Source organism: Flagellimonas abyssi (assembly GCF_019457905.1).
In the GTDB taxonomy this organism is placed as follows: Bacteria; Bacteroidota; Bacteroidia; order Flavobacteriales; family Flavobacteriaceae; genus Flagellimonas; species Flagellimonas abyssi.
The window spans coordinates 54,230-70,313 of the sequence record NZ_JAHZSV010000029.1 but is presented as its reverse complement, the minus strand read 5'-3'; the positions used below and the strand labels follow the sequence as shown (position 1 = coordinate 70,313).

Sequence of the window (16,084 nt, the reverse complement as noted above, 5' to 3'; positions counted from 1 at the left end):
TTCATCCGCCGCAGGTGGTATACATTGACCGCCCTATCCAGTATCTCTCCGGGATCCCCAATAAAATGAATGATCAAACCGGCCAACAACCCCGATATGCCCATTATCGGCACCACTTTCCATCCCGTAAAAAAGGCAAGTTCATGGGTCAGGAACTGCAGTACGATCCAGTAGACCCCTGCAATCATGCCTCCAACCAGTCCAAGAAAGGCCCATAACAAAAAAATCCTACTGAAAACAAAGGGATTGAACCGTACAGGTTGATCTAAAATGTTCAAATAGGTCACCAATTTTCTTTTCTGCCGTAACTTCACGTGATCGCTATTTTTTTAATGGGACAGGGTAATCGATTCCCATGGCCTAAATTATGGTCTTGGAGTTTATTGCAATAGTTCCTTCAAAGCTCCTTGGGTAACCTGCTCCTTGATTTTCACTGTGCAATATTATCATATTCTCGCCATACCACGATATATTCCACGGTCGGAAACAGATTTCCTGTTACGTTCATCTCCGTGGTCGCGTATCCCCATACTAAGGATACCAAAGGATTTGGCAAGGCTATCTGTGATTTTCCATAAAAATCGTGCCGCTAAATTTTATGGAAATCATTGAATATTTTCATGCAATTTTCAGGGTTTCCCCCTGGATAGGGGTTAATTTTGGACAGAAGACTTGTGAAATGGAAATCAGATACTTGAGATTGATAAAGGCGATTGTTGAAGAAGGGGGGATAACCCGTGCGATGGATGTGCTCCATCTGTCCCAAAGCGCCCTGAGCTATCAATTGAAGGAAGCTGAGCTCCAAGTTGGCACACAATTGTTTTACCGTCGGAACAAGAAGCTCATTTTGACCCCTGTGGGCAAAAAGCTGTACAACAGTGCGATTAAAATTCTTGCCGAGGTGGACAGGACCGATGAGGAGATCAAACGAATGGTCAATGGTGAGAGTGGCGTCATTCGGGTAAGCACGGAATGCTATACCAGTTACCACTGGTTGCCCGCCGTCCTGAAAAAGTTCAATGGCGAGTTCCCGAACGTAAAAATTGAAATTGTCTTTGAGGCCACCCACCACCCTGTCGAGAATTTGATATCCGGTAACCTTGATATTGCCATCACCAGTAATTTGGAACAGACCGATCAGGTAGATTTTATAAAGCTGTTCTCCGATGAGATGCTGGCGGTGGTGAGCAAAGGCCATCCCTGGGCAAAAAGATCGTTCATCGAGGCCGAGGATTTTCAGGATGTCGACCTGATCATACATTCGCTGCCCTTGGAAACGGTATCCATTTTCAGATCGGAATTGATTCCTAAGGGCATCAATCCAAAAAAAGTGATCGTGCTGCCACTGACCGAGGCCTCCATTGAACTGGTGAAGGCCAATCTAGGTGTAATCGTTATGGCCAATTGGGCCCTTGCGCCATATTTGGACCAATCCATCAAGACCATCAAGGTAACCTCCAAAGGATTCCAACGCCAACAATATGTAGCTCGGATGAAGGATAGAAAGTACCCCATGTACTTTGATTACTTTATAAAATTTCTACGTGAGGAGATCAAATTGGATGCCAAGTCTTAAGGACCGGCCCTATTAAAAACAATAAAAACAAAATATGAGTTTAAAGATTGGAGACACTGCTCCTGATTTCAGTGCGGAAACAACTTTGGGAAAAATTGATTTTTATGATTGGACGAATGGGCGTTGGGTCATACTGTATTCACATCCTGCGGATTATACCCCCATTTGTACCACGGAATTGGGCCGCACCGCCCAACTGAAAGATGAATTTGAAAAACGGAACACCTCGGTATTGGCCCTTAGTGTGGATGATGTGGAATCCCATAAAGGATGGATAAAGGACATCAATGAAACCGCCAATACCCAAGTCGAGTTCCCCATTATAGCCGATTCGGACAAGACCATCGCGAATGCGTATCAAATGATCCATGAAAATGCATCAAGTTCCGTTACGGTACGCACCGTGTATTTCATTGGACCCGATAAAAAAATAAAGGCGACCATAACCTATCCAGCATCCACCGGACGAAATTTTGCAGAAATTCTGAGGGTTTTGGACTCCCTACAACTGACCTCCGAATTCAGTGTGGGGACCCCAGTGGATTGGGAAGACGGACAAGAGGTAGTGATATCCCCATCCGTGGGGAATGAGGAGATCCCGGAAAAATTCCCAAAAGGGCACCGTGAAGTGAAACCGTATTTGAGGTATACCCCGCAGCCGAACAAATGAGTGATACATTGCTAAAGGGTGGTCTGGAAAAAGGTCCTTTTTCCAAGCAACAACTCACCTACCTTGACACATCCCTCAAAAGTCTCAATACAGACCAATTGCAATGGCTTGCGGGGTTTCTTACTTCGTTTTCCCGGATACCAATGGAACGTGTGGCCGAACCGACAGATTCGGTTTGTGTGCTGTACGGAACACAGACCGGAAACAGCGAAAGATTGGCAAAGTTGACCACGGAACGATTGGATGGGCTGGGTATCGGCCATACCCTTTGCAGCATGGGTTCCTTCAATCCGCGGGAACTTGGAAAGATAAACCGGCTATTGGTGATCGTAAGTACCCAAGGGCTGGGGGAACCGCCCGTGGAGGCCGAAGCTTTCCATAATTACCTCCATGGCAAAAGGGCCCCGTCACTTGGACATATGAAATACTCCGTCCTAGCCCTTGGGGACAGTAGCTATGCGGATTTTTGCCAGACCGGAAAAGAATTTGACAAAGTGTTTGAAGATCTTGGGGGGGAAAGATTTTTCGGAAGGGTGGATTGTGACGTTGATTTTGAGGACGACTATGAAGAGTGGCTCAACGGTGTTCTGAATGAAATGTCACAATCCCGTGCCCTTTCCGCCAATAGCATTGAAAAAATGGTTCCGGAAACCTCCGAAATGGGATTCCGTACCTATGATCGGAAGACGCCATATAAAGCAGAGGTCCTTCAAAAAATCAATCTCAATGGTAGGAATTCAACCAAAGAGACCCTTCATATTGAACTGGACCTGGGGGATTCACGGATGCAATATCAGCCAGGGGATGCCTTAGGGGTCTATGCCCATAACCCTGACGAGCTTATGATGGAGGTAGTGGAGACTTTGGGACTTACCGGTACTGAAAATGTCACATCCCATACAGGAGAAAAATCCCTCATGGAAGCCCTAAGGACGGATTATGAACTGACACCGTTGACAGGGGCCAATGTGATCAGATATGCAAAATTGACCAAAGATCCCCGTTTGGAAAAAATAGTCAATGATAATATGGAACTGTTGGAATATCTGCGTGGTAGGGATGTTTTGGACATGATTAGGGAAACCCCGTTCAAATTGTCCGCTGAAACATTTATAACGCTCCTGAGAAAGAACAGTCCCCGTTTATATTCCATAGCTTCTTCAAGCGAAGTATATGAAAATGAAGTTCATATCCTCGTGTCCACTGTGAGGTATAAGGCCCAGGGCCGCAATAAGGGCGGACATTGTTCCACCTATATGGCGGACCGCATACAGGAAGGAGATCGCATCAGTGTGTTTGTGGAGCACAACAGTAGGTTCAAACCCCCGGTGGAATTGGATGTGCCCATGATCATGGTAGGTGCCGGGACCGGGGTTGCCCCCTATAGATCGTTTATACAACAGCGACAGTCGGGTACAGCCCAGGGTAAGACGTGGTTGTTTTTTGGAGACCGCAACTTCAGTACGGATTTTCTGTACCAGACCGAATGGCTCGAATACTTGAAAAAAGGAACCTTGGCACGTGCCGATGTGGCCTTTTCCAGAGATCAGGAGGAAAAGGTCTATGTCCAGGATCGATTGCTGGAAAAGGGAAAGGAAGTATACCAGTGGTTGGAGGAGGGTGCCTATTTCTATGTCTGCGGGGATGCCCAAAAAATGGCCAAGGATGTGAACCATGCCTTGAGGTCCATCATTATGCTGCATGGGGGGATGACCGAAGAAAAAGCCAAGGAATATATGGATTACCTAAGGGTCGCCGATCGCTATCAAACCGATGTTTATTAACGTATTCTAAGCTATGAGAGAGAATTTAGTGGAAAAACGTTCCAAAGAGGAAGGTATAAAGGACAATAGTAATTATTTGCGGGGTACCATTGCCAAGGGATTGGGGGATCCACTCACAGGGGCCATTGCCGAGGACGATGCCAAACTGCTGAAATTCCATGGTTCCTATCAACAACATGACCGTGACCTTGAAAAAGAACGGAGACAACAGAAACTGGAACCCCTGTATCAATTTATGTTGCGTGTAAGGATCGCTGGAGGGGTCACTACCCCGGAGCAGTGGTTGGTCATGGACGAGCTTGCCGATCGCTATGGCAATGGTACCCTTAAATTGACCACGAGGCAATCCTTTCAAATGCACGGTATCTTGAAAGGAAATTTAAAACCAACGATCAAGGCCATCAATGAGGCCTTGATGACCACCATTGCCACATGTGGTGACGTCAACCGCAATGTGATGTGCAATCCCAATCCCTACCAATCCAAGGTGCACGGACAGGTGTATGCCCTGGCCCGAGAGCTGAGCGATTATTTTCAGCCCAGGACAAAAGCCTATTATGAACTGTGGTTGGACCACAAACGGGAAATCGAGGTTCCCGATCAGGAACCCTTGTACAAGAAAACATATTTACCGAGAAAGTTTAAAATAGCTTTCTGTATCCCTCCCCACAATGATGTGGATATCTATGCCAATGACCTGGGTTTTGTGGCCATAGTGGAAGCAGGAAGGTTACAGGGCTTTAATGTCATCGTTGGGGGAGGCATGGGGATGACCTTTGGAGATGACAGCACCTATCCAAGATTGGGTACCCCAATTGGATTTGTTGCTCCCGATCAGGTACTCCCTGTGGCAGAGGCCATTGTGTCCATACAAAGGGATTTTGGAAACCGCCTAAACCGAAAACAGGCCAGGTTCAAGTATACCATTGACAACTATGGGATCGATTGGTTGAAAAATGAACTTTCCCAACGCTTTGAGGGCACACTGGAGGATATAAAACCCTTTGGATTGACCACCAATGGCGATCAGTACGGTTGGGTAAGGGGAATCGATGGCCATTGGTTCCATACCCTGTTTGTGGAAAACGGAAGGATCAAGGATACCGAAGGGCATTTCCTGAAAACAGCCATCCGTAAAATTGCAGAGCTCGGGATAGGTGATTTGAGACTGACCGGCAACCAAAATTTGATCATTGGCTCCGTTCCTGAAAATGACAAGTCCAAAATAGAGGAGGTGTTGAAGGAATATCATGTCCATGAAAAAAAACACTTGACGGGACTGCGTTTGGGTTCCATGGCATGTGTTGCCCTGAATACCTGCGGTTTGGCCTTTGCGGAATCAGAAAGATATCTCCCCTCCCTTTTGGATAAAATTGATGTGCTCTTACAGGAGAACGGCTTGGAAGACAGGGCCATCAATATACGGTTGACAGGATGTCCCAATGGATGTGCCCGTTCGGCATTGGCGGAGATCGGTTTTATCGGTAGGGCGCCGGGACGGTACAATATGTATTTGGGCGCCAGTCACAATGGGGATCGGTTGAACCGATTATATCGGGAGATGCTCTCTGAAGAGGAAATCCTGGCCGAACTTGCCCAACTTCTAAAAAATTACGCCAAAACGGGACTTCCTTCCGAACACTTCGGCGATTATGTGACCCGAATGAAAATTGTTTGATCTAATCAAAATAATACTATGATGGAGACCCTATGCGTACATCCAATACATGACCTTCAAGGAGGAGGAGGTTCCTTGCTCCCAGATATCAGACCATCGACTGCTTATAGGTATTTGGAGTCCGAAATATTGCAATATCCTGGATTCCATACCACCTATAACCAGATCCGCCTAGGAGAGGTCATGGCCAAGCTCGAACACGGATCTTGGGGATTGGCCCTGAGTTCGGGAATGGCCGCCATAACCACCGCGATCCTCGGATTGGTCAAGGAAGGGGACCATATGATATGTACCCGGGAACTATACGGGGGGACCCGAAAATTTGCCGAATATGAACTGCCAAGAAGGGGAATCGAAGTGAGTTATGTGGGCAGTTCCCCTATGGAATTGGAAAATGCCATTACCGATAGGACCAAAATCATTTTTATGGAGACCCCTTCCAACCCTTTATTGGATATTTTTCCATTGAAGGCATTTACAGAGGTGGCCAAACAGTATGGTTTGACCACCATCGTGGACAATACATTTGCTACCCCGATCAACCAGTTGCCACTTTCACTGGGCGTGGACATTGTGGTCCACTCGGGAACAAAGTTTCTGGGAGGACATAACGACCTCTTTTTTGGGGTGCTTGTGGGAAGCCGGGAGTCCGATCGGGAAACCATTTATAGGACGGCCAAGTTGTATGGTGGGGCACTGGCGGCCCAGGAGTGTTACCAAGCTGAACGGAGTATCAAGACCTTGGCCCTTAGGGTGGAAAGACAAAATGACAATGCCATGGCCGTGGCCCAATTCCTTTATGGGAACCCACTGGTGGAAGCGGTGTACTATCCGGGCCTGGAATCCCATTCGGGGCATAAGGTGGCCAAAGCCCAGATGACAGGTTATGGGGGCATTCTTTCCTTTACGTTAAGGGCCTTGGACAACCAGGTGGACAAATTTCTCAGAGCCCTTACCGTTATTCAGCCAACATTGAGCTTGGGAGGCGTGGAGAGTATCATATGTGCTCCAAGTGCCACGTCACATAAGGATTTGACACCGGACCAGCGAATGGCTTCGGGGATTACCGGTAATTTGCTACGGTTGTCCGTCGGTATTGAGGACAAGGAAGATCTAAAAAGGGACCTGCAACAAGCCATGAAGGCCTCATTGGGCCAATAACCTACTATGGGTAGATAAGACGCAAAAGAGCTGGAATACAGCCAAAACCCTATATGATTTACAATTAATATTCATTTATAAAATAGTGACCATGAACAATTCCGACATTCAAAAATTTGCTACAAGATCGATACATTCGGGACATGATGTCCAGGCTACTGCGGGTACCAGGGCGGTCCCGATCTATCAATCCACCTCCTATGTGTTCCATGACTGTGACCATGCGGCCAATTTGTTCAATCTATCCGAACCTGGTTATATCTATACAAGGCTGAACAATCCCACAACCGATATTTTGGAAAAACGGATGGCGGACCTGGAAGGAGGGATCGGTGCCCTGTGCACTTCCTCGGGCATGTCCGCGATTTCTACAGCGATTCTCACCCTTTTGAAAGCAGGGGACCATATTGTTGCCTCCAATAGCCTTTACGGTGGAACGTTTAACCTTTTCAATGTGACCCTACCGAGATTGGGGATCATCACCACCTTTGTGGACACCTCCGATCCGGAAAGTTTTAAAACTGCCACTAGGGTCAATACAAAGGCCTATTTTCTGGAATCCTTGGGGAATCCCAAATTGGATGTTCCGGATATTAAGAAAATAGCGGATGTGGCCAAGGGTCTCGATATCCCACTTATCGTGGACAATACGGTGGCCACTCCATACTTATTGAGGCCCATTGAATACGGGGCCAATATCGTGGTACATTCGTTGACCAAATATATCAATGGGAATGGAACTTCCATTGGGGGTATCATCATCGATGCGGGTACCTTCGATTGGGGCAATGAAAAATTCCCAGAGTTCAACGAACCTTCTCCCGGCTATCATGGATTGGTCTATAATGAACAGATTGGGCAGGCAGCCTTTATCGCCAAGGCCAGATTGGAAGGATTGAGGGACTTTGGTGCCGCCTTGAGTCCCTTCAATGCATTTCAGATCTTGCAGGGATTGGAAACACTGGGGATCCGTGTAAAAAGACATTCAGAAAACAGTTTGGCCTTGGCCAAATGGTTGGAAGCACAAGAAGAAGTGCAATGGGTCAATTATCCCGGTCTGGAAAGTAGCCCCTATTTTGAACTGGCCTCCGAATACATGCCTGAGGGTCAGAGCGGTATTGTCACTTTTGGTGTCAAAGGAGGGTTTGATGCAGCAAAAATAGTGGTGGACGGGACGAAATTGTTCTCACTTTTGGTCAATATTGGCGATACCAAGTCCTTGATCGTACACCCGGCCAGTACCACGCACCAACAACTTCAAAAGGAAGAACAGGAACTGGCCGGTGTTACCGAGGATATGATACGGTTGTCCGTTGGTCTTGAAGATGTGGAGGACCTTAAAAAGGATTTAAGACAGGCTTTTGACCTGGTCAACCATTAAACACATATTTTGAATATTCTTGTTTATGGCGTCGGGGGAATCGGTGGTTATTTTGGCGGTAAGTTGGCACTTACCGACCATCATGTCACATTTTTGGCCAGGGGAAAACATTGCGAAGCAATACATGAAAATGGTCTGTTGGTCAAGAGTTGGCAAGGTGAATTTACCGTTCGCCCCAATATGATCACAGATGATGTTACTTCCATTGGAGTGCCCGATCTGGTGTTGTTGGGTGTAAAGAGCTGGCAGATTCCCGAGGCCATTGAGCATCTGCGACCACGTCTTTTGCCACATACGGTGATCCTACCACTGCAAAATGGTGTGGACAATACCCAAAGAATCACTAAGTTGTTGACATCCGGCCACGTACTGGCCGGGTGTTGCAATCTTATCAGTTACATTGAGGCTCCCGGGATCATTAGGCATGCCCATTTTATCCCCAGTATTACCTTCGGGGAAGTGGATGATACATTTACGCAACGGGTATTGGATGTCAAGGAATTGTTTGAAGAGGCAGGAATAGCCAATAACATTGCATTTGATATCGAAAAGGAGCTCTGGAAGAAATTCCTGTTCATTTGCCCGATCAGTGGTGTCGGGGCCTTGACCCGGTTGGAGATCAATACCATTTGTGCTGCACCATACCTATTCAAACTGGTTCGGGATGCTGCTTATGAAATATTGGAGCTGGCCCAGACCATGGGCATTGCATTGTCCCAAAGGGATGTGGAAAGGACATTGGAAACATTGAAAAGCCAAGAACATATGAACACCACTTCCATGCAGAGGGACATCATCCATGGCAGACCCTCCGAACTTGAACATTTGACCGGATATGTGGTGCATCAAGCCGGAAAAAGAGGGGTCTTCGCGCCCACAAATAGATTGATCTATGAATGTCTCTTGCCGTCTGAGCTAAAGGCGCGTAGATCTTCCGATTAAAACCAGGCCATCCTGATTGTTGTAGAGGTCATACCTATTGAATTTCAATATTCATGTGCTCAATGCAACATCTTCGGAATGTAAAATTGGGAAAGTAAGTCTTGCCAAATTGCATGAATTATATAAGAATAAAATCTGGGGGTGGTATTTTGTAATTATAAATATACGCCCTGTTAGGATGAAAATTTCCCTCGATGGGGATTTGAACTACTTATTGGGTTAGATTTCCAACACCTAAAGGAATGCTGGAATTCCAGTTGAAAGTGCATAAGACTTGCCCTACCATGGAGTTTTACTCAACCTGGATGTATGAAATTGTGACGATCAATATGATTTTAAAGGATAATGTTGGTTATGAAGACTTTTTGTTTGCTGATTAATGTTTGTTTTTATCATGGCAATTTTTATAAAATTCAAGAGCCAAATCAATCCCAAGTATCATAAACGATCCAAAACCAAAGATGGATGCGAGACAATAGGATAGGATTCTTTGACCTTGGGTAATATTTACAAAATCCAGATTGAACTTGTATATGGTGATGAACAAAATAAAATACAGGCCAATAAACTTATAGGCAAACAATCTTTCCTTCAATGTACGGGAGGTTTCTGTAAACCCATAGATCAAAAGGAAGGATAGGGTGGTATAGACCATTACATATAACAATTCAAAAATACCCAACCAGTTGAACAGACCTTCCCAATCCACCCAATCGTAAGGTTGAAGGACCTTAAAAGAAAAGACAGCCAAAAAGAAGGGTATAAAATGCCCTATATCGGTTTTGGACAACTTACCATAAAGCCCCCGTTTCAATAAGATGTTGATAAAAGGACAAAGGAGCAGTGCAAAAAATAAGAGTACTTTACTGAAACCTATGCTTATGAAGCCCATGCTATACTAAAATTCCTATCAAGATATTGGTCGCCCATGGAAGCAATATGAGAACATCCAAGGCGCTTTAAAAAATGTATGCTGTTTCACACTCAAATAAAAATATCCCCCAGTTTCGTAGGGACACCAAAAGATTACGTCCATTGAACATTGGATGATTTTAAAGGGAATCGGTTACAAAACTTTAAAGGATTTAATGTCAACACTATGGAATATGGTGAAAGCAAAGGCATATGATCCTTATCTCATTCGGTTTTCGAAAATGTTTACATAAAGCATGGTGGCAATCTTTCTGGCCCGGTTTTTTGCGATCCATGCCCTTTCTCCCTCGAAAAGCTGGTCCAAGGTCTGGAGCCATAGATTGAGCCATTGGCCAAAGTGTTCCATCGTGAGGGTTCCATTTATCCTTTTATCGACAGCCTGATGTACCTTAATGGGGTTGCCTTTGTATTTTTTGGCCAGAAATAACTGGGACTCCCAAAAATCGGTCAACAGTTCGAAGTGACTTTCCCAGTCCATGACCATTTGATCGAATATGGGACCAAGCGTCTCGTGTTCCCGTATCTTGCCATAGAAGGTACGGACCAGAAGATCAACATCGCTTCTATCCAAAATATCATGCTTAATTTCTTTTTCCATGGCTTTTATGCATAATGATCATTAAACTTGGTAGGGATCCTACATGGGTTGTCCATTTATCACAATGAACATCTATTTTACCATCCCATTACTTTTCATAGGTGAATGGATAACCAACAGATCAATAGCTTACCCTTCCCTCCAAGACACACTGTAATACCAGGGCATGGTTGTGTTTGGTGTCCTTCGCACCATAAAGCAAGGTCACATTTTGCTTTTTGGCCTTTCTGGCAATTTCATCCAATACCTCTTGTTTGTCTTCCAGTTCAATGAGGTATTTTTTTGCAAATTCCCAAAATCTATCAGGGTCATGGTCAAACCATTTTCTCAAGTTTTCCGAAGGGGCGATCTCTTTCTTCCAACAATCGATCTTTGCTTTTCCTTTCGACACCCCCCTGGGCCAGATCCGATCTACCAGTATACGGTAGCCATCTTTGTTGGATGAGGCTTCATATATCCGTTTGATCTTAATTTTTGACATTTTAATGTGTGCTGAAACCTTATTTTCAAGTGGTGATCATTTGGGAGACATGGGACGTATGGTCAATTCGTCGATCAATAGCGTATCCGGGGTCTCCAGAACATAGATTGCCAAATCGGCAAGCGCTTGTGGCGTGATCATGCTATCATTGGGAAGGATACCGGAGTCCTCAAAGAACCTTGTGGCAATGGACCCTGGATTTAAACAGCTTACCCTGATGTTATGGGAGCGCAACTCCTTGAACAGGGCCGAACTAAATCCCTGTACCCCATATTTGGTCAGGCAATAGACCGCCGCTTCCTGTCTTGTGGTCTTTCCCAATATGGAACCGATATTGATGATGTGACACGTTTCCTTTTGCTTTTTCATCAAAGGGACCAGCCCAGTCGTCATATAAAAAAGGCCGTTGAGGTTGGTCCCGATCATTTCATCCCACTGCTCCCATGACAGTGCATCGATTTTTGCAAAATATCCCGCTCCTGCATTGTTGATCAGGATTTGCGGGGGCCGCATCCCTGAAAATGTTTCCGCTACCCACCCCATGACTTGTTCCCGATCCGAAATATCAAGGGGTACCGGGACAAAATGGCTCCCTAGTGTGGTGTGCAGTGCGATCAAGTCGGTTTCGGTACGGGCCAACCCATAGACCAACGCCCCTTTGTTTACAAGCGAAGTCGAAATGGCCTTTCCCAAGCCCTTGCCGGCCCCGGTGACCACGGCTATCTTGTTCTTGAGTTCCATAGGTTTAAGTGGTATTGTTTTTTTCTTGATCAGTACCGCCACATACCGTATGGAAACACTTGGACAAGCGGTTCCAACCATTGGTGGCAATGATGCAAAAGGTCAATGCGACAAGATCTTCTTCGGAAAAATAGCCCCGTGCGGTCTTATACAGTTCATCCGGGATTTCATGGGCCGCGATCAGGGTCAATGCCTCGGTCCATGCCAAAGCGGCCCTTTCCCGCTCTGAAAAAAGGGCAGAGCGTTCCCACTTGCCCAGGGCCACTAAACGCTGCTCGCTTTCACCTGTGGCCAGGGCATTCCCTAGGTGTATGTCTAGACATTTGTCGTTACCGTTGATCTGGGAGATTCTTAGCTTCACCAGTTCACATAGGGAAGGCTTAAGATTTGAATCGGAAGCGCATCTTTCCATTTCTACCAGCCCTTTTAAGGCCGTGGAGTTCGATTTCAGTATGTCCAGTCGTTCTTTCATCTTGTATGGTTTTACGTATTCTTTTCCATTTCCTCCATGGCGATATTGGCATGGGAGTAGGCAGCTCCTGCCCGCATTTCAGCGGCCACCCAAATGGCTTCCATAATCTCTTCCTTACTTGCCCCTTTGCGCAATGCCAATGGGGTGTGCGCCTTGATGCACCAAGGACATTGTGTGACATGGGCCACCGCTACCGCTATAAGTTGTTTTGTCTTTTCGTCCAGGACCCCCTCCTTGAAGACCGTTCGACTGAACTTGCGCCAAGCTTCAACCTGGTTCGGGGCAAGACTGGCCTTTTTTTGTGCCAATTCTGTTTCTTTGCTCATCGTATTTCTGTTTTGTAGGAATGGTTATTGTAATTCCGCATCCAAGGTTATTTCCAGATCCAGGGCCTTGCTGACAGGACAATTGTCCTTGGCCTCATGGGCACACTCCAAAAACGTTTCTTGGTCGATGTCGGGTATGATGGCCCGTAAGGTCAAATGGGATTTGGTGAGCTCAAGGGAATCCACATCCATGGAGACCGTGCTGGTGACATCCAGGGATTCTGCCGTAAACCCGGCTTCGTTGAGAAAAAGGCTCAGGGCCATGGCAAAGCAACCGGCATGTGCCGCGGCGAGCAATTCATCCGGATTGGTGGCCTTACCATCCCCGAACCGGGAATTGAAGCAATATTTATGGTTGTCCAGTACCTTACTCTGGGTGGTAATGGTACCTTTTCCTTCCTTTAGGGATCCGCTCCAAACGGCATTGGCTTTACGTTTCATAGGTCTTTGTTTTAAAGATTAATTTACTATTCAAGGGACCGTTGTAGGTCTTCCATGATTTTATTGATTTAAATATTGGCGCAGTACATACTGTAATATGCCACCGTTGCGATAGTAGGCAATTTCAATATCCGAATCCAATCGGACCGTTGCCTTGAACCTCACTTGGGTTCCATTTTGTTTTTGGGCAATCACCTCAAGGTCTTTTAGGGGTTTCAGATCTTCCATTACACCGGTAATGGTAAAAATTTCATTACCATCGAGATTTAATTTTTTTGCTGTATCACCCTGTTGGTATTGGATGGGCAAAACGCCCATGCCTATTAGGTTACTCCTGTGGATCCGTTCAAAACTTTCGGCCAATACACATTGGACCCCCAAAAGATAAGTGCCCTTGGCCGCCCAATCCCTGGAAGAACCACTACCATATTCCTTACCGGCCAGAACGACCAAGGGTGTTTGGTCTTGCTTGTATTTCATGGCGGCATCAAAGACCGTCATCACCTCACCTGTGGGCAGATACCGGGTGTATCCCCCTTCTTGGTCCACAAGCCCATTCTTGATGCGGACATTGGCAAAGGTACCCCGAACCATGACCGCATCATTGCCCCGACGGCTCCCATAGGAATTGAAATCCCTTGGGCTTACCCCACAACTGACCAAATAACGGCCCGCGGCCGAATTTTCATCAAAGGAGCCCGCCGGGGAAATATGGTCTGTGGTGATACTGTCCCCCAATACCAATAGGGCCCTTGCATTTTTGATGTCCAATGTTTCCGGTACCGCTGTTGGAAGGTCGTTGAAGAAGGGTGCCTCCTTGATGTAGGTAGAACCCCCGTCCCAATGGTACAGTTCTCCGGTTGGGACCTCTAGGGTCTTCCAGCTCTTGTTGCCCACAAAGATTTCCCCGTAGTTTTTGGCAAAGTCCTTAGGGGAAAGCACATCGGCCAAAATGGAATTGATCTCGGAATCCGTTGGCCAGATGTCCTTGAGATATACGGCTTGTCCGTTCCTATCATGGCTTACGGGCTCCTGGGTCAAATCAATATCGACCCTTCCCGCCAGGGCATAGGCGACCACCAGCATGGGGGACATTAGAAAGTTCATTTTTACCTGGGGGTGTACCCTGGCCTCAAAATTTCGATTGCCTGACAATACCGAGGCGGCCACCAATTGGTGTTGGTCGATCGCTTGGGCAATGGGAGGGGGCAAGGGCCCCGAATTTCCAATGCATGAAGTACACCCATAACCGACCAAATGGAATTGTAGGGCCTCCAGATCCTTCATCAAATCCGCTCTTTCCAAATAATCGGTGACCACTTTGGAACCGGGGGCAAGGGAAGTCTTTACCCATGGCCTGACATCAATGCCTCGCTCCCGGGCCTTTTTGGCCACAAGGCCCGCTCCGATCATCACGTAGGGGTTGGAGGTGTTGGTGCAGGAGGTAATGGCCGCAATGACGACCGAACCATCCGCAAGCATGAACCCATCATTACCCTGGTCGATCCAAGCCGTTCTGAGCGCTTTCCTTTCCTTGGTGCCCAAATGCTCCGAACCGGAAGGAGGAGATTGGTGATCTTGTTTATGGGATAGGGATCCTAAGGTGGGCATTGTCCTATGGTCAGGGGATATATAATCCCTGTGATGGGATTGGGAGAGGAAATCTATAAACGTGGATTTTAGATTTTTCAGTAAGATTTTGTCCTGAGGTCTCTTGGGGCCCGCCACCGTGGGTTCTATGGTCGAGATGTCCAGCTCAAGGACCTTGGTATAGGCGATACGGTCCTCATGCTCCCTCCAGAGCATATTGGTCCTACAATAGGATTCCACCAATGCCAGTTGTTCTTCAGGACGATTGCTCGCCCTCATATATTCAAGGGTCTTGTCATCAATGGGGAAGTAGGTGACGGTGCACCCAAATTCTGGCGACATATTGCCAATGGTGGCCCGATCCGGCACGGAAAGGTGATCCAATCCTGGGCCAAAGACTTCCACAAATTTTCCCACGACCCCCTCTTGCCTCAACAGGTTGGCCACGGTCAATACCAAATCGGTGGCCGTGGACCCCAAAGGAAGTCTGCCCTTGAGCCTAAGGCCAATGACCTCCGGCATGATAAAGTAAAGAGGTTGCCCCAATACGGCAGCCTCGGCCTCGATGCCCCCGACCCCCCAGGCCAATACACCGATTCCATTGACCATGGGTGTGTGACTATCCGTTCCGACCAAGGTATCCGGAAAAAGTTCACCGTCCCTTTCAATGACACCTTTTGAGAAATATTCCAAATTGACTTGGTGACAAATTCCCATTCCCGGGGGGACCACCCTAAAATTGGAAAAGGATTTCTGTGCCCACTTCAAAAACGCATAGCGCTCTTGGTTCCGTTGGTATTCCTTTTCGATGTTTCGATCATAGGAATAGGCCGTGCCAAAAAAATCCACCTGAACGGAATGGTCAATGACCAGATCAACGGGGACCAAGGGATTGATCGTTTTCGGATCCTTGCCCTTTCGAGCCAACTCGGCACGTAACGATGCTATGTCGACGACCGCGGGAACACCGGTAAAGTCCTGCATCAATACCCGGGCCGGCTTAAAGGGAATATCCTTGTTGGAGGGTTTGGACCCCCAATGCAAAAGGGTTTCAATATTTTCCTGGGTTACCGAGAACCCATCATGGTTCCGTAGGGCATTTTCCAATAGGATACGGATGGAAAATGGTAATCGATCAATATCATGGCCCTGTTTTTTGAGTTCCCCAAGGCTATAATATCCATAATCTTTCCCATTTACCGTAATCTTCTTTTTTGTAATGTAAGGTGTATTTGCCATCGGTTCATCTTTTTTTGTTCCTGTTTATATCATATCCATCTTTCAGTAAGGTAAGAAAATGTCCTTGCCCC

General features: G+C 46.7%; 16 protein-coding genes and 1 pseudogene. 7 read left to right on the top strand and 10 right to left on the bottom strand.

Features of this window, described 5'->3' with window-relative positions:
- Positions 1–314 (bottom strand): annotated as a pseudogene (locus tag K1F36_RS15985) (hypothetical protein); the annotation flags it as partial.
- 116 nt (positions 315–430) lie between these two features.
- Entirely contained in the window at positions 431–556 is a 126-nt protein-coding gene (locus tag K1F36_RS20225) for a hypothetical protein (protein WP_258539113.1), read from the bottom strand.
- A gap of 123 nt (positions 557–679) precedes the next feature.
- Between K1F36_RS20225 and K1F36_RS15980 the strand changes: the two genes are divergently transcribed.
- From K1F36_RS15980 to K1F36_RS15950, 7 genes are all read left to right on the top strand, one after another.
- Positions 680–1,576, top strand: coding sequence for a LysR family transcriptional regulator (locus tag K1F36_RS15980; RefSeq protein WP_220114728.1), 897 nt, complete (start codon positions 680–682; stop codon positions 1,574–1,576).
- Between the two features lie 34 nt (positions 1,577–1,610).
- Complete coding sequence (locus K1F36_RS15975) at positions 1,611–2,246, top strand: peroxiredoxin (protein ID WP_220114727.1); 636 nt, start codon at positions 1,611–1,613, stop codon at positions 2,244–2,246.
- Positions 2,243–4,030, top strand: a complete 1,788-nt coding sequence (locus K1F36_RS15970; RefSeq protein ID WP_220114726.1) for an assimilatory sulfite reductase (NADPH) flavoprotein subunit — start codon at positions 2,243–2,245, stop codon at positions 4,028–4,030. Before K1F36_RS15975 ends, K1F36_RS15970 begins: the two co-directional genes overlap by 4 nt.
- A 13-nt stretch (positions 4,031–4,043) precedes the next feature.
- Positions 4,044–5,708: an NADPH-dependent assimilatory sulfite reductase hemoprotein subunit gene (locus K1F36_RS15965; protein ID WP_220114725.1), complete on the top strand. Its 1,665-nt coding sequence runs from the start codon at positions 4,044–4,046 to the stop codon at positions 5,706–5,708.
- 18 nt (positions 5,709–5,726) lie between these two features.
- Complete coding sequence (locus K1F36_RS15960) at positions 5,727–6,869, top strand: trans-sulfuration enzyme family protein (protein ID WP_220114724.1); 1,143 nt, start codon at positions 5,727–5,729, stop codon at positions 6,867–6,869.
- A 91-nt stretch (positions 6,870–6,960) separates the two neighbouring features.
- Entirely contained in the window at positions 6,961–8,250 is a 1,290-nt protein-coding gene (locus K1F36_RS15955; protein ID WP_220114723.1) for an O-acetylhomoserine aminocarboxypropyltransferase/cysteine synthase family protein, read from the top strand.
- A 9-nt stretch (positions 8,251–8,259) separates the two neighbouring features.
- The gene (locus K1F36_RS15950; RefSeq protein ID WP_220114722.1) at positions 8,260–9,192 is read left to right on the top strand and encodes a ketopantoate reductase family protein; all 933 of its coding nucleotides are present in this window, start codon (positions 8,260–8,262) and stop codon (positions 9,190–9,192) included.
- A 376-nt stretch (positions 9,193–9,568) separates the two neighbouring features.
- Here the strand turns inward: K1F36_RS15950 and K1F36_RS15945 are convergent, their stop codons facing one another.
- The 8 genes from K1F36_RS15945 to acnA all read right to left on the bottom strand — a co-directional run bounded on the left by K1F36_RS15945 (position 9,569) and on the right by acnA (position 16,013).
- Positions 9,569–10,084 (bottom strand): hypothetical protein, encoded by a 516-nt coding sequence (locus tag K1F36_RS15945; protein WP_067031135.1) that lies wholly within the window; start codon positions 10,082–10,084, stop codon positions 9,569–9,571.
- 240 nt (positions 10,085–10,324) lie between these two features.
- The gene (locus K1F36_RS15940; protein ID WP_220114721.1) at positions 10,325–10,723 is read right to left on the bottom strand and encodes a group III truncated hemoglobin; all 399 of its coding nucleotides are present in this window, start codon (positions 10,721–10,723) and stop codon (positions 10,325–10,327) included.
- 121 nt (positions 10,724–10,844) lie between these two features.
- Complete coding sequence (locus K1F36_RS15935; protein ID WP_072880248.1) at positions 10,845–11,204, bottom strand: DUF488 domain-containing protein; 360 nt, start codon at positions 11,202–11,204, stop codon at positions 10,845–10,847.
- A gap of 36 nt (positions 11,205–11,240) precedes the next feature.
- Positions 11,241–11,945 (bottom strand): SDR family oxidoreductase, encoded by a 705-nt coding sequence (locus K1F36_RS15930; RefSeq protein ID WP_220114720.1) that lies wholly within the window; start codon positions 11,943–11,945, stop codon positions 11,241–11,243.
- Between the two features lie 4 nt (positions 11,946–11,949).
- Positions 11,950–12,417: a carboxymuconolactone decarboxylase family protein gene (locus K1F36_RS15925; protein ID WP_220114719.1), complete on the bottom strand. Its 468-nt coding sequence runs from the start codon at positions 12,415–12,417 to the stop codon at positions 11,950–11,952.
- A gap of 11 nt (positions 12,418–12,428) precedes the next feature.
- On the bottom strand, positions 12,429–12,743 hold the full coding sequence (locus K1F36_RS15920) for a carboxymuconolactone decarboxylase family protein (RefSeq protein ID WP_220114718.1): 315 nt from the start codon (positions 12,741–12,743) through the stop codon (positions 12,429–12,431).
- Between the two features lie 24 nt (positions 12,744–12,767).
- Positions 12,768–13,184: an OsmC family protein gene (locus K1F36_RS15915; RefSeq protein WP_220114717.1), complete on the bottom strand. Its 417-nt coding sequence runs from the start codon at positions 13,182–13,184 to the stop codon at positions 12,768–12,770.
- 60 nt (positions 13,185–13,244) lie between these two features.
- The gene (acnA, locus tag K1F36_RS15910) at positions 13,245–16,013 is read right to left on the bottom strand and encodes an aconitate hydratase AcnA (protein ID WP_220114716.1); all 2,769 of its coding nucleotides are present in this window, start codon (positions 16,011–16,013) and stop codon (positions 13,245–13,247) included.
- Between the last annotated feature and the right edge of the window lie 71 nt (positions 16,014–16,084).